General features: G+C 47.5%; 19 protein-coding genes and 1 pseudogene. 19 read left to right on the top strand and 1 reads right to left on the bottom strand.

Going from position 1 to position 24,784, the window contains the following annotated elements; all coding sequences use genetic code 11:
* Nucleotides 1–53: 53 nt before the first annotated feature.
* From ybaK to IX315_RS02240, 11 genes are all read left to right on the top strand, one after another.
* Nucleotides 54–536 (top strand): Cys-tRNA(Pro) deacylase, encoded by a 483-nt coding sequence (gene ybaK, locus IX315_RS02290; protein WP_211641880.1) that lies wholly within the window; start codon nt 54–56, stop codon nt 534–536.
* 53 nt (nt 537–589) lie between these two features.
* Nucleotides 590–1,693 carry a methylmalonyl Co-A mutase-associated GTPase MeaB gene (meaB, locus tag IX315_RS02285; protein WP_018358513.1) on the top strand — a complete coding sequence of 368 codons (1,104 nt, stop codon included), beginning with the start codon at nt 590–592 and terminating at the stop codon, nt 1,691–1,693.
* Complete coding sequence (locus tag IX315_RS02280; protein ID WP_211641881.1) at nt 1,690–2,028, top strand: DUF6804 family protein; 339 nt, start codon at nt 1,690–1,692, stop codon at nt 2,026–2,028. The genes meaB and IX315_RS02280 overlap by 4 nt, the downstream gene beginning before the upstream one ends.
* Nucleotides 2,029–2,148: 120 nt before the next feature.
* Nucleotides 2,149–4,599, top strand: coding sequence for a glycoside hydrolase family 2 TIM barrel-domain containing protein (locus IX315_RS02275; RefSeq protein ID WP_211640585.1), 2,451 nt, complete (start codon nt 2,149–2,151; stop codon nt 4,597–4,599).
* A gap of 3 nt (nt 4,600–4,602) precedes the next feature.
* Nucleotides 4,603–5,556, top strand: a complete 954-nt coding sequence (locus IX315_RS02270) for a cation diffusion facilitator family transporter (protein WP_211641883.1) — start codon at nt 4,603–4,605, stop codon at nt 5,554–5,556.
* On the top strand, nt 5,534–6,145 hold the full coding sequence (locus IX315_RS02265; protein WP_244973056.1) for a ribonuclease HII: 612 nt from the start codon (nt 5,534–5,536) through the stop codon (nt 6,143–6,145). Before IX315_RS02270 ends, IX315_RS02265 begins: the two co-directional genes overlap by 23 nt.
* Nucleotides 6,142–7,038 (top strand): DMT family transporter, encoded by an 897-nt coding sequence (locus IX315_RS02260; RefSeq protein WP_211641884.1) that lies wholly within the window; start codon nt 6,142–6,144, stop codon nt 7,036–7,038. The genes IX315_RS02265 and IX315_RS02260 overlap by 4 nt, the downstream gene beginning before the upstream one ends.
* A 141-nt stretch (nt 7,039–7,179) precedes the next feature.
* On the top strand, nt 7,180–8,460 hold the full coding sequence (glyA, locus tag IX315_RS02255) for a serine hydroxymethyltransferase (protein WP_018358519.1): 1,281 nt from the start codon (nt 7,180–7,182) through the stop codon (nt 8,458–8,460).
* A gap of 167 nt (nt 8,461–8,627) precedes the next feature.
* Complete coding sequence (locus IX315_RS02250; RefSeq protein WP_018358520.1) at nt 8,628–8,852, top strand: hypothetical protein; 225 nt, start codon at nt 8,628–8,630, stop codon at nt 8,850–8,852.
* A 36-nt stretch (nt 8,853–8,888) separates the two neighbouring features.
* A complete protein-coding gene (locus IX315_RS02245) occupies nt 8,889–10,535 on the top strand; it encodes a diphosphate--fructose-6-phosphate 1-phosphotransferase (protein WP_018358521.1) in 1,647 nt (548 codons plus the stop codon).
* 90 nt (nt 10,536–10,625) lie between these two features.
* Nucleotides 10,626–12,962 carry a glycoside hydrolase family 95 protein gene (locus tag IX315_RS02240; RefSeq protein WP_018358522.1) on the top strand — a complete coding sequence of 779 codons (2,337 nt, stop codon included), beginning with the start codon at nt 10,626–10,628 and terminating at the stop codon, nt 12,960–12,962.
* An 80-nt stretch (nt 12,963–13,042) separates the two neighbouring features.
* On the opposite strand, the gene gdhA is transcribed toward IX315_RS02240, so the two are convergent.
* Nucleotides 13,043–14,386 (bottom strand): NADP-specific glutamate dehydrogenase, encoded by a 1,344-nt coding sequence (gdhA, locus tag IX315_RS02230; protein WP_018358523.1) that lies wholly within the window; start codon nt 14,384–14,386, stop codon nt 13,043–13,045.
* A gap of 552 nt (nt 14,387–14,938) precedes the next feature.
* On the opposite strand from gdhA, the pseudogene IX315_RS02225 reads away from it, so the two are divergent.
* The 8 genes and pseudogenes from IX315_RS02225 to hflX form a co-directional block, all read left to right on the top strand.
* Nucleotides 14,939–15,064, top strand: a pseudogene (locus IX315_RS02225) (GTP-binding protein); the annotation flags it as partial.
* A 208-nt stretch (nt 15,065–15,272) separates the two neighbouring features.
* Complete coding sequence (locus tag IX315_RS02220) at nt 15,273–15,512, top strand: hypothetical protein (protein WP_018358525.1); 240 nt, start codon at nt 15,273–15,275, stop codon at nt 15,510–15,512.
* 80 nt (nt 15,513–15,592) lie between these two features.
* On the top strand, nt 15,593–16,465 hold the full coding sequence (locus tag IX315_RS02215; protein ID WP_018358526.1) for a GLPGLI family protein: 873 nt from the start codon (nt 15,593–15,595) through the stop codon (nt 16,463–16,465).
* Nucleotides 16,466–16,485: 20 nt separating this feature from the next.
* Nucleotides 16,486–19,113: a carboxypeptidase-like regulatory domain-containing protein gene (locus IX315_RS02210; protein ID WP_211639537.1), complete on the top strand. Its 2,628-nt coding sequence runs from the start codon at nt 16,486–16,488 to the stop codon at nt 19,111–19,113.
* Nucleotides 19,114–19,181: 68 nt separating this feature from the next.
* Nucleotides 19,182–20,984, top strand: coding sequence for a translational GTPase TypA (typA, locus tag IX315_RS02205; protein ID WP_018358528.1), 1,803 nt, complete (start codon nt 19,182–19,184; stop codon nt 20,982–20,984).
* A 4-nt stretch (nt 20,985–20,988) separates the two neighbouring features.
* Nucleotides 20,989–22,737 (top strand): glycosyltransferase, encoded by a 1,749-nt coding sequence (locus IX315_RS02200; RefSeq protein ID WP_211639538.1) that lies wholly within the window; start codon nt 20,989–20,991, stop codon nt 22,735–22,737.
* On the top strand, nt 22,734–23,441 hold the full coding sequence (locus IX315_RS02195) for a tRNA1(Val) (adenine(37)-N6)-methyltransferase (protein WP_211635144.1): 708 nt from the start codon (nt 22,734–22,736) through the stop codon (nt 23,439–23,441). The genes IX315_RS02200 and IX315_RS02195 overlap by 4 nt, the downstream gene beginning before the upstream one ends.
* A gap of 14 nt (nt 23,442–23,455) precedes the next feature.
* Nucleotides 23,456–24,682 (top strand): GTPase HflX, encoded by a 1,227-nt coding sequence (gene hflX, locus IX315_RS02190; RefSeq protein ID WP_211635145.1) that lies wholly within the window; start codon nt 23,456–23,458, stop codon nt 24,680–24,682.
* Nucleotides 24,683–24,784: the final 102 nt, after the last annotated feature.

The following is a 24,784-nucleotide window of genomic DNA, read 5'->3' as shown; positions in this document are numbered from 1 at the left end:
AGATATCACTAACTTTGCAAGTACTTAGAGACTTTCCAATAAGACAGAACGAGATGGCAAAGAAGAGCAACAAAACCAACGTGGCACGGCTAATGGATGCCGCTAACATAGGATACGAACTCGTACCATACAAGGTAGATGAGGAGGATCTATCTGCTATACACGTAGCCAATCAATTGGGAGAAGATATAGATCAGGTATTCAAGACCCTTGTGCTGAGAGGCAACAAGACAGGCATCCTTATCTGTGTCATCCCTGGCGATGCCGAAGTAGACCTCAAGAAAGCAGCACATATCTCAGGCAATAAGAGCGTGGAGATGATCCACCAAAAGGAATTACTCCCTCTTACGGGTTATATCCGAGGTGGGTGCTCACCCATAGGTATGAAGAAGGCATATCCCACCTATATCCATGAGACATGCCAGCTATTTGACCATATCTATGTGAGTGCAGGGGTGCGTGGTTTGCAGATCAAGATAGCTTCCGCCGACCTTATCAACTACACTGCCGCTACGGTGGGAGACCTCTGTTGCTAATCATTATTTTGGGTACCTTTGTAGAAAGTGACAACAACGTATAAAACAGAGATATGACACACGAACATCCAGAGAATAATAGCGATTACTTGGGTCTTAAGGTGAATAGTGGCGTAAGCGATGTCCCGATAGTAAACCCTTACCTCAAACCTAGGAAGCGGAGGCTCCTCTCTGCCGATGAATATGTAGAGGGCATCCTTGCTGGCAATAGGGCTATGCTCTCTCAGGCGGTTACATTGGTAGAGAGCCGTCTGCCTGAGCACAGGGAGAAAGCCCAAGAGGTGATTGAGCGTTGCTTACCCTACTCTGGGCGTTCAGTACGTGTAGGTATTACGGGAGTACCTGGTGCCGGGAAGAGTACCTCGATAGATGCCTTCGGCATGCACGTGGTAAAGAGTGGGCACAAACTAGCAGTGCTCGCCATAGACCCTTCTAGCGAACGTTCCAAAGGCAGTATCCTTGGGGATAAGACCCGTATGGAGCGATTGGCAAAAGAGGAGGATGCATTTATTCGCCCTAGCCCATCGGCTGGATCCCTCGGAGGTGTGGCTCGGAAGACACGTGAGAGTATTATCCTCTGTGAGGCAGCAGGCTTCGATACCATTATAGTAGAGACCGTGGGTGTAGGGCAGTCCGAAACAGCGGTACACTCTATGGTAGACTTCTTCCTCCTCATCCAATTGGCAGGCACCGGAGATGAGCTTCAGGGCATTAAGCGTGGTATTATGGAGATGGCGGATGGCATCGTTATTAATAAGGCAGATGGAGACAATATCAAGGCAGCAGACCTTGCAGCTTCGCACTTCAAGAATGCGCTGCACCTCTTTCCACCTGCCGAGAGTGGTTGGACACCTGAGGTCAGGACTTACTCGGGCTTTTACGACCTAAGGATAGATGAGGTATGGGATATGATTGACCGCTTCATCGCATTTGTCAAGGACAATGGGTACTTCTATCGCCACCGCAACCAGCAATCTAAGTACTGGATGTACGAGAGTATCAATGAGACTCTTAGGAATACTTTCTACAACAACCCAGAGATTATCAAAGAACTACCGAAAGTGGAGCAGGCTATACTTGAGGATAAGATGAGTTCATTTGCCGCAGCGAATAAACTACTACAACTATTTTACAACGACTTGAGAGTAGAGGAATGAATAATAGGTCACTATATATGATTTGCGCCTTTGTTGCGCTGGTGTTATTGATACTGGAGCGGAGAGAAATCCGGTTCGTAGATATCATTGGGCATGTAGTAGTATGCGGTGGAGCCATTTACTATGTGGTGCATCAGTACAAGCTCAAGAAGTCGGTGACCCTCTTGATGGCATTGATGGCTGCTTTAGGAATAGTTTACAACCCTATTTATCTGCCACATCTTCCCAATGTAGGATGGGTCATTGCCCATGTGGTAGCTATGGTACTCTTTTACCTAGTATCGCTTCGGACACCTATAGGAGAGGCTATCGGTAAACACCTTACTGAGAAATAACGGGCACCCAATAGATTAGGAAGAAAGTAGTACCTTTGTAGAGATACAAAGCAGAAAAAAGACTTACTGATTAGGATGAGACAAAGATGGACTAAAGTGATGCTGGTATGCGCTATAGTAATGATGGCGCTACCTGCGTGGGCGGAAGAGCGCGAAGTACTCCGCCTGAGAGAGGGGTGGAAGTTTACAAGGGAGGACAACCCATCATTTAAAGAAGTAAACTACGATGCTACGAAGTGGCAGAGTGTAGTAGTGCCTCATGACTGGGCAATATACGGTCCTTTCGACCCCGAAATAGACAAGCAGTTTCTTGCTATTTCTCAGGACGGACAGAAGACCCCTATCTACCACACCGCGCGTACCGGTGGGCTTCCTCACGTAGGTACTGGTTGGTACCGCAATAGTTTCCGTCTGCCTACTACGCACAAGGCGGGCGATAGAGTGGAAGTTAAGTTCGACGGGGCTATGAGTAATGCCCGTGTCTATGTCAATGGTAAGGAAGCCATCTTCTGGCCATACGGCTACAGCTCTTTCTATGTCGATGTCACAGACCTAATCGATATCTCAAAACCAGAGCAGACATTGGCAGTGCGCCTTGAGAATCCCGCCGAGACTTCGCGCTGGTATCCAGGAGCAGGTCTATACCGTAATGTATGGGTCACCTTTGCCTCAGGCGTAAAGGTAGCTGAATGGGGGCATCAGATTACGACTCCCAAGGTTCATAAGGACTGGGCACAGGTAAATATCAAGACAACAATAGAGAACACCCTGGGGGTATCTCCTAAGCAAATCTCCCTACGCACAGCCATCCTAGATGGAGTGCAAGAGGTAGCGGTGACGGAGAGTAATGGCAGTGCTCTTTTCGACAACACCTTGGAGCAGAATATAAAGCTCAATCACCCTAAGCTATGGGACCTAAAGCAGCCGAACCTATACACCGCCCGAACAGATGTATATGTGAATGGTGAGCAAGTAGATAGCTATAGTACTACCTTTGGCGTGCGTACTATCGAACTCATCCCCGACAAAGGCTTCTTCCTCAATGGCAGAATGGTGAAGTTTCAGGGCGTATGTCTGCACCACGACCTAGGTCCTCTCGGAGGTGCCACCAATAAGCGTGGATATGAGCGACAGATAATGAAGATGCAGGATATGGGAGTGAACGCAATCCGGACCTCCCACAATATGCCGGCGCCAGAGTTCATAGAGGCTGCCAATGAAATGGGTATTATGGTAATGGCGGAGAGCTTCGACGAGTGGCGTATCCCGAAGGTAGAGAATGGGTACCATCTCTACTTCGACGACTGGGCAGATAGAGACCTCACCAACCTTACCCGACAGTTCCGCAACGCCCCATCTATCGTGATGTGGAGTATTGGTAATGAAATCTATGAGCAAGGGGAAGAGGGTGGCAATAAGGTAGCTTACTACCTCCAGAATATCTTCCATAGAGAGGATCCTACTCGTCCGGTAACCGTAGGTATGAACGACCCCAATAACGCAGTGGCGAATAACTTCGCCTCCATAATGGATGTCGCAGGCTTCAACTACCACAATTGGCAGTACGAAGAGGCGTATAAGAAGCTTCCTCAGCGCTTGATCATGGGTGCGGAGACAACCTCTACAGTATCGAGCCGTGGGGTATACAAGTTCCCAGTGGAGCGCAAAGCTATGGCAACCTATGACGATCAGCAGTGCAGTAGCTACGATGTAGAGCACTGTGGTTGGAGCAACCTCCCCGAGGACGACTTTATGAACCACGAGGACTTCCACTATAATATAGGTGAATTTGTATGGACGGGTATTGACTACTTAGGTGAACCTACGCCTTACTATACCGAGTGGCCAAGCCATTCGTCTTACTTCGGAGCGGTAGACCTAGCGGGTATCGAGAAAGATCGCTTCTTCCTCTATCGCTCGCACTGGAATAAGGGCGAAGAGACGCTGCATGTCCTACCCCACTGGAACTGGCAAGGGAGAGAAGGCAAGGTAACCCCTATATTCGTCTACACCAACTACCCATCTGCCGAACTATTTATCAATGGTAAGAGCCAAGGCAAGCGCACGAAGGATCTTTCTATCTCTACCAAGACTGGTAGGGAAGGACTAGAACGCCAACCGCGCTATCGCCTGATGTGGATGGATACTACCTACGAACCAGGCGAAGTAAAGGTAGTTGCCTATGACAACGAAGGTAATATCGCTGCCACTAGGGTAGTGAAGACAACGGGGAAACCCTATGCAGTGAAGCTGACTTTGGAGAATGACAACCTACATGCCGATGGTGAGGATATCGCTTACGTACGTGTACAAGTGGTAGATAAAGACGGTAATGTAGTCCCTACAGCTACCAATGAAATTACCTTCAAGGCTACAGGTGCTGGGGCGTTTCATGCTGCAGCAAATGGCGATGCTACTTGTATTGTACCATTCCAGAGTACTAAGCAACCAGCATTCAGCGGTCAGCTGACTGCCATAGTGCGCTCGTCTAAGAAGGCAGGGACGATTACGCTAACGGCTACCAGCCACGGTCTGAAGTCCGATACGACTAAGATTACAACCATAAAGTAAACCGTGGAAACATCTACTAACCACAAAGCAAAAGTACAGGCGTATCAGGTCAGTCTTTGGGTGAATACAATCCTACCACCACTCAAGTTGGTGGTAGGATTTCTAGGCAATAGTGCCGCCCTTATCGCTGACGGTATCAATTCGCTCACCGATATTATTTCCAACCTCGTGGTGTATTTGCTACTAAGGGTTTCGGGGAAGCCTCAGGACGAAAACCACGCCTATGGGCATGGCAAGTACGAGACGGTGGCATCCTTTGCCCTAGGGGCAGCGATGATTGTGGCAGGTATCCTCATCATTGTAGACTCGGGTAAGACTATTGGCGATTACTTCAGTGAGGGCATACTCCCCAAGCAGCCAGCGTACATTGTGTTGGCGGTAGCAATCTTTGCTATGGTGCTCAAGGAATGGGCTTATCGCTATACCCTAAAGAAAGCCAAGGAGACCCGTAGTGAAGTGCTCCATGCCGAGGCAATGGATCATAGGAGCGATGTATTCACCTCTCTTGCAGTGCTTATCGGGGCTGGCTCCTCTATCCTCTTCGGTGGTGTAGCGCAGCTGATGGAGCCTATTGCCGCTATCGTGGTGGCAGGGTTTGTAATGCGTATGGGCTTGGAGGTCACACTGCCATCGCTGGCAAAGCTAACCGAAGCAAGCCTGCCCAAGGAGACAGAAGCAGAAATTCTGGAAATAGCGAAGAGTGTAGAGGGCATTACCGACCCGCATAACCTCCGTACACGTATGACGGGGAGCGACACCGTAGCTATAGAACTAGATGTAAGAGTAGATGGACATAGCTCTCTCTACGAGGCGCACGACCTCTCCATACTGCTGGAGGAGAAACTAGCAGAACGATTTGGAGAGGGCACTCATATTATTATCCATGTGGAACCTACGTTACCCTATATACACAAGATAGGAGGGTACAAGGAGAATGACGGTGGTATTACCCAATAGAATTATAGCTAACCGATTAGAGGCAGGGATAGATGAAGTAGGAAGAGGATGCCTAGCAGGACCAGTAGTAGCGGCCGCGGTAATCCTCCCTATAGACTGCGCTATAGAAGGACTACACGACTCTAAGAAGCTAAGTGCGAAGAGCCGTGAAGCACTGTCGGTATTGATAAAAGAGCAAGCCATAGCTTATGCTATTGCGGAAGTACCTGCCCCAGAAATTGATCGGCTCAATATCCTACATGCCACCTATAGAGCTATGAACCAAGCCGTAGCCAACCTATCTGTGGTACCCGAACATTTACTTATCGATGGTAATAGATTTAAGGGCGAACATGCTATCCCTTACGATACCATTGTGAAGGGAGACGACATGGTAGCGAGCATAGCTGCGGCGTCTATCCTAGCCAAGACCTATCGTGACCATCTGATGCAGCAATATGCACTAGAGTATCCTGGCTACGACTGGGAACACAATGTGGGATACGGCACACCCAAACACCTTGAGGGCATTCGCGCTCTTGGGCTCACGCCTCTACACCGTCGCTCCTTCGCTCCTTGCCAACTTACCTTATTTGATTTAAAAAAATGAAATCATCGAATCATGTCAAAGGCTATATTGCCGCACTGCTATCCGCCAATACCTTTGGGTTAATCCCACTATTTAGTGTCCCCCTGATACGAGAGGGGATGAGTACGGCAAGTATCCTTGTCTATCGTTTTGCCTTAGCCGCAATCATCGTTGCCCTAATCATGGTGGTCAGAGGTATTTCCTTTAAGGAATCTGGGAAGCACCTAAGGCTCATTTTTACACTGAGTATCCTCAACTTTCTATGCGCTTACTTCCTCCTCAATGGCTATAGATCCATGCCCTCGGGAGTAGCTACGGTGATTCACTTCCTCTACCCTATCATGGTAGCACTCCTTATGCTAATATTCTTTGGACAAAAGCTCAATAGAGGGAGTATGTTAGCACTAGTCTTAGGATTTATCGGTGTGGTTTTTCTCTCTGGAATTATGGGAGAAAGTGGTTTTCAGATTGCCTTAGTGGACATCGGACTAGTTGCCTTTAGTGGTTTCTGCTATGCGGTTTATATCGTTATGATTAATCGGAGTAGAGCTGACCAGATTCCTATGTGGCGCCTCACATTCTACCTCATGGTCTTCTCCACCATATTTTTTGGGCTTGTCGCACTGGGCAAACAAGAACTACAATTGCCACAGACACCATCAGCTTGGGGCTTGCTCGCGCTGCTAGGTATTGTTCCGACGATTATCTCTAATATCTTACTGATTAGCGCCATCCCACGGATAGGCTCTACAGCCACCTCTATCATGGGAGTACTAGAACCTGTCACGGCTGTACTCGTAGGCGTACTTATCCTAGGCGAGAGCCTTTCTTTTTCTACTACCATTGGCATTGGCATCATACTAATAGCCGTTGCCCTCCAGATAACCAGCTCTAAATCCCAACTCCCCAGTTAGCGATTACGCCTTTATCCCTCACACAATCATCCTCAGTAGAGATGATTTAGGGCGTAGGCATTTGGCTGTGTAGGGGAAAAAGACTACTTTTGTGGAGTAATCATAGAATATATTTCAACCTATATTTAAGGAAATAACAATATGAAGAGAGACGAAAAGATTTTTAGCCTAATCGCCGAGGAGAGGGCACGCCAGACTAAGGGACTAGAGCTGATTGCATCTGAGAACTTTGTGAGTGATCAGGTGATGGAGGCTATGGGAAGCATCATGACCAACAAGTACGCAGAGGGCTATCCTGGTAAGCGCTACTATGGTGGTTGCGAAGTAGTAGATAAGTCTGAACAACTAGCTATCGACAGACTAAAGGATATTTATGGTGCTGAGTGGGCAAATGTACAGCCTCACTCTGGAGCACAGGCAAATAACCCTATCTACCTGACTTGTCTTAAGCCTGGCGATACCTTTATGGGACTCAACCTTGCACACGGAGGTCACCTCACCCATGGCTCACTAGTCAATAGCTCAGGTATCATCTATAATCCTATTGCTTACAATGTAAAGGAGAGCGATGGTACAGTAGATTACGATGAGATGGAGAAGCTCGCTCGTGAGCATAAACCAAAGCTAATCGTAGCTGGTGGTTCGGCTTACTCTCGTGAGTGGGACTATGAGCGCATGCGTGCTCTTGCAGATGAGATTGGCGCTATCCTATGGGTAGATATGGCGCACCCTGCTGGTCTTATCGCTGCTGGTCTGCTCAAGAACCCGGTAAAGTATGCACACGTAGTAACCTCTACCACTCATAAGACCCTCCGTGGTCCACGTGGAGGTATTATCCTCGTAGGTAAGGACTTCGAGAACCCATGGGGTAAGAAGACACCTAAGGGCGTAACCCGCACTTTCACCTCTCTACTCGACTCCGCGGTATTCCCAGGACTACAGGGTGGACCGCTAGAGCATATCATCGCTGCTAAGGCAGTTGCCTTTGGTGAGGCACAGCAGCCAGAGTTCAAGACCTACCAGCAGCAGGTACTCAAGAATGCGAGCGCAATGGCTCAGACATTCGTAGACCTAGGCTACAAGGTTATCTCCGATGGCACCGACAACCACCTGATGCTTGTAGACCTTCGCAAGAAGTTCCCAGAGCTCACTGGTCGTGTAGCTGAGACCGTACTAGGTGAGGCAGATATCACTATCAATAAGAACATGGTACCATTCGACGACCGCTCTGCATTCCAGACCAGCGGTATCCGTGTAGGTTCACCAGCTCTCACTACTCGTGGTCTCAAGGAAGATGAGGCTCGTGAAGTAGTAAGGAAGATAGACCGTGTACTCTCCAACCCAACCGACGAGGCTGTAATCAAGGCAGTTCGTGGTGAGGTAAATGAGATGATGGGACACCGTCCTCTATTCGACTGGTAATTCTGAAATAGACAGATAAGGAAGTGGCTATGCGGACAACCGACATTCGGAATCCGCATAGCCACTTCGCTTTATTGAGTAAATAAATTGGTATCTTTGTACTCAGTGGGAAGGAGGATATTAAGATTGATATAGTTATGGCTCCATCTGAAGTTTTTTGGAAAGGCATGAAGAAAGGACTGCTACTACTCATGGTGATTGGAATAGTAGCGGCGGTGGTATTCTTTGTATTTATACCAGGTAATAAAGGTCTATTTCTAGGCACTGGCACACTGATATTGGTACTCAATCTAGGGTTAATGTTCATCTTCACCAATGCCAATAGTAAGAAACATCCTGGTGCGAAAGGAAAGAGGGAGTCGAAAGCATTTGATTTCCGTAAAGATAGATAAGTAAACGAACTAAACATATAGACGTAAGAAAGAGAGATGAGAACAATCAGTCCATTGCAACAGGCTCGCGCTAAGTACGAGCCTAAACTCCCACAAGCTCTTCGTGGGCACGTGAAGGCAGTCGCTGGCGAGGCGACACAGTCTGTCGATAATCAGGAAGATATCAAGAAACTATTCCCAAATACTTACGGTCTACCCGTGATTCGTTTCGAGGAAAGCAATACTCCAGTGGCTTCAGAGGCATTCAATGTAGGTGTAATCCTATCTGGTGGTCAGGCTCCTGGCGGACACAATGTGATTGCTGGTATCTTCGACGGCATCAAGAGAATACACAAGGATAGCCGCCTATTTGGCTTCTTGATGGGTCCTGCCGGTCTGATCAATCACAAGTATATGGAGATTACGCCTGAGCTTATGGACGAGTACCGCAACACAGGAGGCTTCGATATCATCGGTTCAGGTCGCGACAAGCTGGAGAATAAAGAGCAGTTCGACAAGGGTTTAATCATCCTACGCGAGCTAGGGATCAAAGCAGTAGTCATCATCGGTGGTGACGACTCCAACACCAATGCTTGTGTACTTGCAGAGTACTACAAGTCTATCAATGCAGGCGTTCAGGTCATCGGTTGCCCCAAGACCATCGATGGAGACCTCAAGAATGAGCAGATCGAGACCTCTTTTGGTTTTGACACCGCTACTAAGGTCTACTCTGAGGTGATAGGTAATATCCAGCGCGATGCCAATTCCGCTCGCAAGTACTGGCACTTCATCAAGCTAATGGGGCGATCAGCATCGCACATCGCACTAGAGTGCGCGCTCCAGACTCAGCCCAACGTATGTATCATTTCGGAAGAGGTTGAAGCTAAAGAGCAGAGCCTCGATGACATTGTCACCTACATCGCTCAGGTAGTAGCCGATCGTGCTGCCGATGGTAGTAACTTCGGTACCGTACTCATCCCTGAGGGACTTATTGAGTTTATTCCAGCTATGAATAAGCTAATAGCTGAACTCAATGACCTCCTAGCACACGAGGCAGAGACATTTAGCAAACTAGACAAAGACGCTCAACTCAACTTCGTAATAGAGAAGCTCTCTAAGGAGAATAGCGAAGTATTCGAGTCGCTTCCAGAGGATGTCGCTCGTCAGCTCACCCTCGACCGCGACCCACACGGCAATGTACAGGTATCGCTTATCGAGACAGAGAAACTCCTTGCCGAGATGGTAAAGAATAAGCTCGCCGTATGGAAAAAGGAGGGTAAGTACACTGGCAAGTTCGGCTTCCAGCGTCACTTCTTCGGCTATGAGGGCAGATGCGCAGCGCCTTCCAACTTCGATGCCGACTACTGCTATAGCTTGGGCTACAACGCAGCCGAACTCATCGCATCGGGTGTTACTGGCTATATGAGCTCTATCCGCAATACCACTCGCCCAGCTGCGGAATGGGTAGCTGGTGGTATCCCTATCACCATGATGATGAATATGGAGCGCCGCCATGGCAAGATGAAGCCTGTGATTCGCAAAGCTCTTGTAGAGCTCGATGGCAAACCATTCAAGACCTTCGCCCAGTATCGAGACAAGTGGGCGCGTGAGACCTGCTTCGTTTACCCAGGTCCTATCCAATATTTTGGCCCAAGCGAAGTTTGTGACCAACCCACACAGACACTCCAACTTGAGCAGGAGTAATTAATGTAACTAAGAGACAACAATAAAAGGGAGCATCGGAGTACATAAGTAGTATTCCCATGTTCCCTTTTTATTTTTACCTATAATAATATGAATTTATCCATACGAAAGACCTTCATACTCGTCGCAGTATTGCTTTGCACTCTGCCAGCTTTGGCGCAGAAAAATAAGCTTTGGTACGATGAGCCAGCTGAGCAGTGGGAGGAGACCTTACCCTTGGGAAATGGTCGTTTGGGGATGATGCCTGGCGGAGATATTAAGGGCGAAAGACTTATTCTCAACGACATCAGTATGTGGAGCGGGAGTCCCGACTCTACACAATGGAGAGATGGTGCAGCTACCTATCTACCCGAGATTCGCCAAGAGCTCCTCAAAGGCAATAACAAAAGAGCTCAAGAACTCGTATACGAGCACTTTATAAGTGGCGGACAGGGAAGTGCCCTTGGCAATGGCAATAGCGCACCCTATGGTAGTTTCCAGATGCTGGGATGGCTTGAGCTACTCTACAATATGCCCAATATGGAGATAAAGGATTACCGACGAGAGCTGGATCTAAGCACCGCCATTGCTACTACCACTTTCAAAATAGGTGGAGTAGAGATGAAGCGCGAATATATCGCAAGCCATGGCGAGGAAGATGTCCTGATGATACGCTTGTCATCCAGTCAGCCAAGAATGATTTCGCTAAGCGCAAGGATTTGGAGGACTGGTACCAATGAGGTAGGCATCGGAGGCAATCGAATGGTGATGAATGGCCAGCTCCCCGACGGATGGGGTACAGACAAGGGGGTAAAATACTCTACCGATGTCCGATTTTATCCTATCGGTGGCTCCATGTACCACCAAAATGGTCGAATGGTTATCTCAGGAGCTGATGAAGTATTGATACTGATTGGCAATTCAACGACACTTCTCCCTGGCTCCAGTAAGTTAGCATTCAAGCCTTGGGATCAACTTCTCGAAAACCATTTGAAAGCTTATAAAGAGAAATTCGACCGAGTATCTCTCGATTTGGGAGAAGACCCAGTAATGCCAACAGATGAGCGTCTGAGGAAGTTTCAGAAAGAAGATGATCCTTCCTTTGCTGCTCTATACTACAACTTCGGACGCTACTTGATGATAGCAGGCTCTCGCCCAGGAAGTTTACCCCTCAATCTCCAAGGTCTTTGGGCGAATAGTACACAAGCTCCTTGGAATGGCGACTACCATCTCAATATCAACCTTCAGATGAACTATTGGGCTACCGAAGTAGCTGGTCTACACGAATATGTAGACCCCTTAGTTCAGCTTGCACTCTCACTCGTAGATAGTGGCACTAAGACAGCCAAGACCTACTATGGTGCGGAGGGCTGGGTAGCACACATGATGACTAATCCTTGGGGCTTCACCGCACCAGGCGAACAGGCATCATGGGGGGCAACTAATACTGGTGGTGCTTGGCTCATGCAACATGTGTGGGACCATTACGCCTTTACCCAAGACACTGCGTTCCTCCAAAGCTGTTATCCTATGCTCGAGGGGTCAGCAAAGTTTTTCCTCAGTTCACTTATTGAGGAGCCTAAGCACGGCTGGCTGGTCACTGCACCAAGCTCCAGTCCAGAGAATGGCTTTAGGATGAAAGGGGATAACACACCACTTTATATCTGTATGGGGCCAACAATGGCCAATCAGCTCGTGCGCGAATTGCTCACGAACCTCCTCTCTGCTGCAAAGGTGCTTGACATCGAAAACGAATGGACTTCCAAAGCGCGTGCCGTACTTCCTCGGTTAGCACCACATCAAGTAAGTCCTAAAGGTTATTTGCAGGAATGGCTGGAGGATTACGAAGAGATAGAGCCACAGCACCGACATGTGTCGCATCTTTATGGGCTATATCCTGGCAATCAGATTTCTACCCACACCACTCCCGAACTAGCGGAGGCGGCAAAGGCTACCCTCAATCGACGTGGCGATGCTGGCACTGGATGGTCAAGAGCATGGAAAATCAACTTTTGGGCAAGACTAAAGGATGGCGAGCGTTCGCTCAAGCTTCTCAAGAGTCTACTCGAACCAGCCATAAAGGGTGGTGGTACCTACGACAATCTCTTCTGTGCCCACCCTCCGTTCCAGATTGATGGTAACTTTGGTGGTACAGCTGCAATAGCCGAAATGCTAATCCAGAGCCAAGATGGATATGTAGAGCTACTCCCTGCCCTACCTAAGGCCTGGAAAAATGGTAGCTTCCGTGGACTAAAGGTGCGTGGCGGAGCTTGTGTAGATCTCACTTGGAAGGAAGGGATGCCTGCTCAGGTAACCCTTTATACACCTCTTGAAGAGACCACTATTCAACTTATGGATCCTTCAAATAAGAGCATAGAGAGCTTCACCCTACACAAGGGCAAACCTATCACCTTCGACTTCTTCTACTATATGCCAGTATCACACTAAGGCTCTACAACATACACCAAAGAAATAGCCACGGCATCCATCTGATACCGTGGCTATTTTAATTTATTCGATGAAGTGAATTAGATCACGCCTTGCTCTAGCATTGCCTGAGCTACCTTCATGAAGCCTGCAATGTTTGCACCCTTTACGTAGTCTACACTACCATCAGGCTGTGTACCATACTTCACGCACTGCTCGTGGATCTTCTCCATAATCCAGTGGAGCTTCTCATTGACCTCCTCAGCTGGCCAGTTGAGGTGAGCAGCATTCTGAGTCATCTCGAGACCAGAAGTAGCTACACCACCAGCATTCACAGCCTTACCAGGAGCGAAGAGCATACCACTATTCTGGAAGAAGTGGATAGCCTCAGGAGTACAACCCATGTTAGATACCTCGCAGCAGCACCAGCAACCATTAGCCTTTAGCTCCTTAGCATCATCGCCATTAAGCTCATTTTGGAAAGCACATGGAAGAGCGATATCGCAAGGTACGCTCCAAGCCTTCTTACCAGGAGTAAACTTAGTAGCCTCTGGGAACTTATCTGCCATATCCTGTACCTTATTGCGGTTTGAGCTACGCATTACAGGCATATAGTCGATCATCTCCTTGGTGATACCGTTAGGAATTTCGCACACGCCATCAGGACCAGAGATAGCAACTACCTTACCACCTAGCTCAGTAGCCTTCATAGCAGCACCCCAAGCTACATTACCGAAACCTGAAACAGCTACCTTCTTACCCTTGATATCCTTGCCAGCCTTAGCTAGTAGGTGCTCAGTGAAGTAAAGTGCACCGAAACCAGTAGCCTCTGGACGGAACTCAGAACCACCCCAAGTCATACCTTTACCCGTGAGGACACCAGTGTGATACTGACGAGTAAGCTTCTGGTACATACCATTCATAAAACCAATCTCACGTGAACCTACACCTACGTCACCTGCAGGGATATCCTGATCTGGACCAATACAGTTTACAAGCTCAAGCATAAACGCTTGGCAGAAACGCATAATCTCGGCCTCAGACTTACCTACTGGGTCGAAGTCTGAACCTCCCTTACCACCACCCATTGGCAATGTAGTAAGTGCATTCTTGAAAGTCTGCTCGAAACCTAGGAACTTAAGCATTGAAGGAGTCACTGCTTTGTGGAAGCGCAAACCACCCTTGTATGGGCCAATGGCAGAGTTAAACTGCACGCGATAGCCAATGTTGGTCTGTACATCACCCTTATCATCTACCCAGTTCACACGAAAAGTAAAGATACGATCAGGCTCTACCATGCGCTCCACGATCTTGTTCTTCTCGTACTCAGGATGCTGGTTGTATAGTTCCTCGATAGACTCGAGCACTTCCTGCACTGCCTGAATGAACTCTGATTCACCTGGGTGCTTAGCTTCCAAGTTCTTGATAATCTCAGCTGTCTTCATAAAATAGTAATTTATAGATTATTAATCCGTTTGTATATCCATTTTTATGCTGAAGCATGGCAAAATGCTCCGACCGCACAAATGTAGCCATTTTAGTTCAATATTGGTACTAAATGTAGAAAACCATGCTATATAACAATAGTTTAGCACATACAATAAAAAACTAACAATGGTGACCTATCGTAATCTGCTAAGACATAGATTGCATACCCCATTGCTGTATAGGCGTCAAACGATAGACCTAGAGACCCTGCACCCAAATCTTATCAGGCATGACCATTTAATATATACTAATTGAGCAATTTAATATATACTAATCACCCGATTTAATATATACTAATCACCACAATTAGTATATATTAAACAATCATTCCTTCTACAGAAAGCGGTCAAGGGATATACCGTTACGGATCACGCTTGATAGCTAAAAGGAGAATAATCGTTACCTATCCCCTATTCATAGTCCCTGAGTTATACATGACAATTTACATTTCCCCTCTACTCCTTACATTTTTGGGATCTTTGCACACCAAAAGATAACAAAGAGATTAGATGCAAAACATTAGGAATGTCGCAATTACAGCGTACGTAGACCACGGTAAGACTTCGCTCGTGGATCGTATGCTACAAGCTGGGAAGTTATTTAGAGAGGAGGGTGCTGAACTCACACAGGAGCTCGCATACAAGTAAAGTGAATATGAGAAAAGAAGCGCACTTACCCACCTTTGTGGCGAATCGGGAACATTCAGAAAGAGGAAATAGTGTTATAATAGCCCTATACTAGTTACGATATTTAGATAGAGAAAGTTTTGTCATATAAAAAAAATATACATACATTTGCAACAAGGGTATTACTACTCATTTTAACTTATTAGTATGGAAGATTATGGAAAAGAGAAAAGCTAAACTGGGGTTCCTCGCTCCTCTTCTTACTGTTGTACTGTTCTTCAGTGCTTATGCTCTAGCTCACGCTAAACAAGATGCCAATGTAGTTACCTCTTGTGGCAAAGTTATAATGACAGTCTCCGAAGAGGACTCGGATATGTCCGAAAAAGAATACGACCAGTATTTAAGGGATATAAACGAGTGGCAGTGTGGTAACCGGAATCGCCCGAATGTTTACTAAACCTCGCTATTAAATTGTGCTGGTCTGTAATGGATTTATTCACTATATACCAGCATGTTACTTTAACTAATTATTTTCACATGAAAGCATCATCAAGTATTTGCTTATTGGTTGCACTCCTTATAGCTACCACTTTTACCTCTTCCTATGCACAAGATTTGTCCAAAGTGCTTACCCTGAAGTCCGAAAAAATCGGAGACGCGACACTCGAGGTAGTGTATCGGTATACTATTTACGACCCTGTATTAGAAAAATCTCGAGAGGGTCATGATATCGTACAAGTAGGTGCGAAAATAGATTTATACTATGATTATGGGTGCTATCAAGAACAACACCAGCTCTCCAAGCAAGACTGGAAGGTAACGAAATTGGAGTGGAACCAGATGTACGATGAATATGGTATTCAGTCAAGAGTCTATTGGCTGATAATAGACAAAGAGCAGGAGGAACTCACTGAGAGAGATTCTAGGGCAGGTACTTCGTGCTATTACGAAGAAAAGATTCCGAGGATTGCTTGGCGACTGATCCCGACAGAGACGAAGGAAATACTTGGGCACAAGTGTACCAAGGCCATTGCTGATTTTAGAGGTCGTGAGTGGCAAGTATGGTTTGCAAGCGACATGGATAGGAGCGGTGGTCCATGGAAACTAAGAGGACTTCCTGGATTTATCCTAGCGGCCGAAACAAGTGATGGAGAGTATAAATACGAAGCAGTCACCATTAGGACCTCCAAGGGGGTTCCCATGTATGTCAGTCCACAAAGCAAGAACACATTCAAAACCAATAGACAACAATTCAATATCCAGATGGCTCGTGGGGCTTGGCAATTCTCTGAGACGATAGTGGCTCGCGGGTTACCGGTGACCTCTTCAGGAAGTAGCAGAGCGAGATTATTTTATAACCCTAGGGAACTTGATTGGATAGACGAATACAATAAGCAATTCAAAAAGTAATTAGCCCCTATCTATCTCGGATGAAAGTGCTATTTGTGTTTGTATTGTTCTTGTCAATCCCTCTATTCTCCTATGGACAAGTAAATGGAAGGATTTCGGACAAAAAAGGTGCTCCCATACAAGGTGCAGTCTTGACACTTAGTCATGAAGTAGTCCCTGATTCGTTACTTCTGATAGGCTACTCCATAAGTAAAGGCGATGGCTCGTTTAGGATCGACTACACAGCACCCACCGAGACTGTCTCCAAACATAAGACGTTCTGGCTAGAGGCACGTCTAATGGGATTTCGTCCGCAAAAGAGAAGGGTACATCTGGGACAAGAAATAGCTATAACCCTTGAGGAGGATGTTATCCTCCTCAAAGAGGTAACTGTCATGGGAGAGCCTGTAAGGAGATCCAACGACACGATTACTTATGTCGTAGATCTCCTGAAACGTCAAAGCGACAAGACTCTTGAAGAAGTACTTAGGCGCTTGCCAGGCGTATCTGTAGGACCAATGGGGGAAATATCTGTGCATGGTAAGCCTATCAATAAGTTCTATATTGAGGGCTTAGACATGCTGGGAAGTGATTATAACCTGGTCACCCGAAACGTACATCCCAAAGATATAGCGTCTGTCCAAATCCTCTCCGATCATCAGCCAATAAAACTACTGAAGGATATAGAGTTATCTGATGCTTCCGCCATCAATATCAAACTAAAAGAAAAAAGCAAGTTACGCCCTGTGGGTAAAGGATATTTAGCTGGGGGTTATGATCGTCGCCCAATTTATGATGCCCTCCTATTCACCTTGCTCGTACGGCAAAGCCGTCAACACCTCGTTACTTTAGAGAGCAATGCCATAGGGAAGCTCAATCCATCAAGGCAAAACATACAAGTACGAAGTAATACTCAATTTATAGCCAATAGCTTTATACCATCTGGATTACTTGAGAGTCAGCCAGTAGGCATTCCAAGCATCCCGATGGGGCACTATCGGGACAATTACTCTGCGGGAGCGACAGCTCACTCTCTCTTCAAACTCACTGATGACAGTCGACTAGCGCCACAATTAAGCTACAGTTATGACACAGATAACTATACGATACAGCGCAAGACAATCACATCTGGATTGGGTGCCACTCCTATTACCATTGAGGAGGGAAGCAATCAAACCAATAGCAAGCATACGCTCCAATCATCTATTGATTATGAACTCAACAAAGACAACGTCTATATCAATAACACTGCGATTGGTTTTGCCACGTTGGGGCAATCTCAAATAGGGCTAAAGGGAGGGAATATTTCGGAGCAAAGAAATAGCCTTAGGGAGTATCAGCTACTAAATAACTTTAGCTATATGCATCGTAGCACGCTCATTCGGCGCGTGGAGGCACTACTTTCTTGGCATCATGCTCCTACACACCACTTGACACTCATCGACAGATCGCAAGGGACAACAAGGCAAATAGCGGAGGGGAGTCAGCTATTCGGAGGGCTTTCTTACAATATAGACAAGCAACTATTTGGGTTTCTCGACAGCTCTCTTGGAGTAGCAGTTTCGGCAGAAAGCAATAGTATAAGGACAGCAAACACTACGAGTACTCATCGAAATACCATACGCTCTACCCACCTGAAAGCATCAATAAACCCAGGAATTAAGTACCAAAAAGAGAGCTGGATACTATCAGCCACACTTCCACTAAGCATGCAGCTATTTCATATGAGAGATTTAGAGGACTCTTCCTCTAAGTTCATAAAACTATTCATCCCAGAATACGCCCTATATGCTCGATTTACACCCAATGCTTACTGGACCTTTACGCTACAAAACCGACATGGGCATAGCTTTGGCAATGCAGGAGACTACCTTTTACACCCCATACAAAGAGATTTCAGAGAAATTATTATTGTAGGGAGTGGATTATTCAGGCATAACCAAACTAATAGTACTAGCTTTTCTACGAAGTTCAATGACCCTATCAATGGGTACTACATTACGAGCCTAACCAACTACATGAAACACTGGTACAACTCCTCGAATAACACAGACATAGGGGTACAACACTCTACGACAGAGGTGGTCACGCACCAAAGAGAAACTAATCGACTCAATCAATCACTACAGCTAGGAAAGGTGTTTTTCCAGATTAGGACTTCTTTCAGCCTAAATATAGATTACACTTATATGGACAATCGAATCTACAGGACAGGCAAACCTATCGACATCAAAAACCACCTGATAAGCGCCAAAGCAAATATTTCAACCAGCCTATTTAGGGATGTATTGGCCTCAGATATTGAAGCTGTTTACTTCCGACAGACATCAAGCCAACAGATAAATACTGGCTTAAGCAGCACCTCCTCAATAGACCTCTGTAAGCTCTCGGCCAAGGTCAGAGTATATTTTTCCAAGGTCTTCTCCATCTTTGGAGTATACAACGGAGTGTGGGAAAAAGGTATCACTCAAGACAACTACAAGCCTTACCATCACAGCTCAATAGGTGCAGAGTACCAAGGTACTGGCTGGGAACTAGAGCTACTCCTATCAAATCTTGCCAACCAAAAGGAGTATATCGATACGAGCTACAGAGGGCTGGATTATTACGAAACAAATACCCTACTACGACCTCGGCAGTTGCTTTTGCGTTGGACATATCGTTACTAACCCTTTGTTCACCAATCACCATTCATTTTTGGTATCTTTGCCGAACAAAAGATAACAAAGGAGATTAGATGCAAAACATTAGGAATGTCGCAATTATAGCGCACGTGGATCACGGCAAGACATCGCTCGTGGATCGTATGCTACAGGCTGGGAAGCTATTTAGAGAGGAGAGTGCAGCACTCACGCAAGTACTGGATAATAATGACTTGGAGCGAGAGCGAGGTATCACGATCCTTTCCAAGAATGTCTCCATTCAGTACAAGGACTACAAGATAAATATAATCGATACCCCTGGGCACGCCGACTTCGGAGGCGAAGTAGAGCGCGTGCTCAACATGGCAGATGGTTGTCTCCTCATCGTAGATGCTTTTGAGGGGCCAATGCCTCAGACTCGTTTTGTGCTCTCTAAGGCAATCGAGATGGGGCTAAAGCCAATAGTCGTTATCAATAAAGTAGATAAGGAGAACTGCCGTCCCGATGAGGTGCAAGAGATGGTGTTCGACCTAATGTACAATCTCGATGCTTCAGAGGATCAGCTCGACTTCCCTACGTTCTACGGCTCAGCCAAACAAGGCTGGATGTCGGACGACTGGAAGAAACCTACCGAGGATATCCATGCCCTACTTGATGCTATCATAGAGTACATCCCTGCACCTCCTATGCTTGAGGGTGATAGCCAGATGCTCATCACCTCGCTAGACTTCTCTAGTTACCTAGGGCGTATCGCTGTGGGGCGTATTCACCGTGGGGCTCTAAGAGAGGGGCAGAATATCGTGCTGATGAAGCGGGATGGTTCACAGCAGACTTCCAAAATCAAGGAGCTTAATATATTCGAAGGACTAGGTCGCCGCAAGGTAGAGCAGGTAGAGTGTGGAGATATCTGCGCAGTGGTAGGGCTGGAGAACTTCGAGATTGGGGAGACGATCTGCGACGTCAATACTCCGGAAGCTCTGCCTACTATCGCTATAGATGAGCCTACGATGAGTATGAGATTTATGATCAACAACTCTCCTTTCTTCGGCAAGGAGGGTAAGTTTGTCACCTCTCGCCATATCTATGACCGCCTACAGAGAGAGCTAGACAAGAACCTTGCGCTGCGTGTAGAGGAGACCGATAGCGCCGATAGCTGGATTGTCTTCGGGCGCGGTGTGCTACACCTATCCATATTGATAGAGACGATGCGCCGTGAAGGCTACGAGCTACAGGTAGGACAACCACAGGTTATCATCAAGGAGATCGATGGGGTGAAGCATGAGCCTATAGAGGAGCTATCAGTGAATCTTCCCGAGGAGTCGGCTAGTAAGATTATCGACCTCGTTACCCGCAGGAGGGGCGAGATGATCGAGATGGAGCAGAAAAACGACCGTACCTTCCTTAAGTTCCGCATACCTTCTCGCGGTATCATTGGGCTGAATAATCAGGTGCTCACAGCATCGAGCGGTGAGGCGATTATGGCGCACCGTTTCCTCGACTTCGAGCCTTGGAAAGGCGAGATAGAGACCCGCAATAATGGTTCAATCATTGCGCTAGAGAGCGGTACGGCCTACGCCTATGCGCTCAATAACCTCCAGAGCCGTGGTAGATTCTTCATTGAGCCACAGGAGGAGGTATATGCTGGGCAGGTAGTAGGTGAGAATACCCGTGACGAAGACCTTGGGGTGAATGTCTGCAAATCCAAGAAGCTCACCAATATGCGTGCTTCTGGGTCAGACGATAAGGTACAGCTTGCGCCACCTATCCGCTTCTCCCTTGAGGACGCTCTCGAGTATATCAAGGAGGACGAGCTGGTGGAGGTAACCCCTAAGTCTATGCGTATGCGTAAGATAATCCTAGACGAGACAGCTCGTAAGCGGGAAAATAGGAAATCATAAATATATGGTGCTGGTAGCCATAGTTACGTACAATGGGCTGGAGTGGATAGATCGTCTGCTCCAGCCCTTTGTGCTTGATAACGACGGACTAGAGATAGTAGTGGTAGACAATGCCTCTACCGATGGCACTCCCGATGCGATCAGCGAGCGCTACCCTTTTGTCCGGGTAGTCAGGAGACGTACTAATCTAGGGTTTGGCGCAGCCAATAACCTACTTATAGATAAAGTCTTAACCAAAGAATACCGTGGTATCTACCTCCTCAATCAGGACGCCTCGATAGAGGCAAGTGCGATACGAGAGCTTGCCGACTACGCTGATTACCATAAAGAGATTGGCATACTCTCGCCCAAGCATCTCAATGAATCAGGAGAAGTGGAGCAGGGATTTGCCCATTACCTGCCAACTATTGAGGCGACTGGCTTTACCCAAGTACCATTCATCAATGCGGCACACTGGTACCTTCCTTATCGTACCTTACTGAGTACTGGAGGCTTCTCTCCCCTCTTTTATCACTATGGGGAGGATCTAGACTTCACTCATCGGGTGCTTGCGGTAGGGCTACAAGTGGGGTATCTGCCTCATGTCACCGCCTACCACTTTCGGAGAATAGACAAACCGAGCCATGAAAAAGAGCTTTGGCTCAAGCAAACCTACCACCTAGCTCAGTTGGTCAATCCATTACTGCCTCGATGGAAGCGGATTTTCCGAGGGATAGTCGCTCCACTTGGTGAGAGCATCACTCGCCCTGAACTATTCCGTATGGTGCGTTCGCTTTATGCCCAAAGAAAGGTCGTCCAGTTGTGGAATAACCGTCCGCCTTTCGACCTTGAGGGACTCAAAAGAGCGGTACAGAGACAGGAGTTTTCCCCAGTACTGCTTTTCGTGTACAACCGACCTAATCACACGAAGAGGATACTAGAGCAGATCCTGTCACAGCCCGAGGTGGAGCAGACGCCTATTTATGTCTATAGCGATGGGGCAAAGAGCTCAGCCGATAGCGCCAACGTACAAGCAGTGAGAGCGCTATGCCAAAGCTATGAGGGAATAACGCTTGTAGAGCAACCCACCAATGTAGGACTCGCCAAAAATGTGATTCAGGGCGTTTCGACACTCCTTCAGCAATACGATAGAGTGATTGTGCTGGAGGATGATCTGTACCTCTCGCCCTACTTCCTTCGCTGGATGAATGACGCCCTTGAGCGCTATGCAGAGAGCAAAGAGGTAGCGCATCTACACGCTGGCACCTTCTACACCCACCCCCATCTGCAGCACAATCATGCGCTCCGCTATGTAGGTAGTTGGGGCTGGGCTACTTGGCGCGACCGTTGGGAACAGTACTGGGAACCAGACGGCACGAAACTCCTACTGGAGCTAGAGGCGCGCCCAAAAGAGCGGAAGCGCTTCGACTACCGAGGCTTCATGAAGTTCACCCGTATGCTGCGCCGACAGACTGAGGGCGCAAACGACTCTTGGGCTGTCCGCTGGCACGCCTCCCTATTGCTTCGAGGCAAACTAAGCATCAATAGTACACCTCCTCTGTCTGCCAATGGGGGCTTCGACGGGAGTGGCACTCACTCTGGTGGTGGTGGCAGGTATTGGACCCCTGTAAGTCCATTTCCGCTGTATGCGGGCGATGATATGCCGACTAGCGAAAGCCGAGAGGCTCTGAGCATCCTCCAGCACTACTACATGCGCACCAATAACAAGGTAATGAAGGGTTGGTACAAACTCAAGGAGCTCCTCGGCAGATGAGTCTATTCAGACTAAAGCAGTTTACTATCCAACAAGAGCTCTCGGCACTCAAAGTAGGCACCGATGGCATGCTCCTTGGAGCTTGGGTAGCAGATCGGTTCCACGAGACACCACCCAGCAGCATCCTCGATGTCGGTACCGGCACGGGCATCATCGCTCTCATGCTAGCGCAAGAGCTACAGCGGTCAAAGATAGTGGGCATAGAGGTAGACCCCCTTTCTGCTCAAGAGGCGCAGTACAATGCGCAACACTCTCCCTTCGCTAGTAGAGTAGAGATCATCCAAGGCGACTTCAGGGCATACCACTTTCCACAGACCTACGACCTTATCGTGAGTAATCTGCCCTACTTCACCCCAACTCATAGCAATAGTGACCGCCGCGAGACCATTGCCAAACACGCTGTAGAGCTATCACCTCAGCACTTCTTCAGTAACTGCCAAGGCACTAATGTAGTCATCATTGTGGCACAATCAGCCTCCAGTCTATATCAGCACGCAGCAGAGGAGGCAGGTTTACACTTGGTGGAACAGGTTGCCATCATCACCAAAAGGGGGAAGGCACCACAAAGACATATTCTACGATTTGCCCCCGACCCCGTTGTCTCGACCAAGCAGAGCCAACTCACCATCCTTCAGAGCGATAGTCGTCACGATTATACCGAGGAGTACAGTCGGCTTCTACGCCCATTCCTCACAATTTTGTAAGTTTGTACTCATATATGAGAGAGTTTATAAAGACAGATGCCGCTACGGATCGCGCATACCTTGTTGGGCTTATCACACCTGATACCAACGAGCAAGAGGTAAATGAGTACCTCGACGAGCTGGCATTCTTAGCACATACAGCGCAGATACAAGCCGTGGAGAGCTTTACCCAGAGGCTAGACCACCCCAATGTCTCCACCTTTGTGGGTAGTGGCAAACTCAAAGAGATAGCCGAGAAAATAGAGAAGGACGAGATCGGCACCGTCATATTCGACGACGTGCTCTCACCCAATCAGCTTCGCAATATAGAGAAGGAACTCAAGGTGAGGATACTAGACCGTACCTCGCTCATCCTTGATATCTTCGCTTCTAGAGCGCGCACCGCGCATGCCAAGACGCAGGTAGAGCTAGCGCAGTACAACTATCTACTGCCCCGCCTCACCCGTCTTTGGAGTCACTTGGATAGACAGCGTGGAGGCGGGCTTATGCGTGGACCTGGTGAGACTCAGCTGGAGACCGACCGACGCATTGTACTCGATAAGATCTCCAAACTGAAAGAGGAGCTCAAAAGCATAGCGAAGCAAAAGGAAGTACAGCGTAAGAACCGTGGCAAGATGGTGCGTGTCGCCCTCGTTGGTTATACCAATGTTGGCAAAAGTACGCTACTCAATCTACTCGCCAAGAGCGATGTATTTGCCGAGAATAAGCTATTCGCTACACTTGATACTACTGTCCGCAAGGTCGTAGTAGAGAACCTCCCCTTCCTCCTTTCCGATACCGTTGGCTTTATTCGCAAGCTACCTACCGAGCTGATAGAGTCCTTCAAGTCTACACTTGACGAGGTAAAGGAGTCTGATCTACTAGTGCATGTCGTGGACATCTCTCACCATAACTTTGAGGATCAGATTCGAGTAGTCGACCAGACACTCAGTGAGATTCTGGGTGATGAGAAGAAGCCTCGAATTTTGGTATTTAATAAGGTGGATGCATTTACTTTCGAGGAAAAGGAAGAGGACGACCTCACTCCACGCACCAAGGAGAATATCTCTCTGGACGAGCTGAAGCAGACCTGGATGGGCAAGCAAGCCGATCTAGATGTCGCATTTATATCGGCTCGTACCGGTCAGGGTATCGAAGAGCTGAAGCAACTCCTCTACCAGCGTGTGCGAAACATCCATGTCACACGCTTCCCCTACAACGACTTCCTGTACGACCTCTACGAAGAGGCATCGGAAGAGTGATAGACGCCTCTGAGACTTCAAAATGAAAAAAGAGTTGGGTTGCTTATATTGCAATCCAGCTCTTTTTATTTTGAGTTTACTAAAAAAAATGATATATTTTTA

The sequence above is a fragment of the Porphyromonas levii genome, from assembly GCF_018206105.1.
GTDB classification, from domain to species: domain Bacteria; phylum Bacteroidota; class Bacteroidia; order Bacteroidales; family Porphyromonadaceae; genus Porphyromonas_A; species Porphyromonas_A levii.
This window is presented reverse-complemented; position numbering and strand designations above follow the sequence as displayed.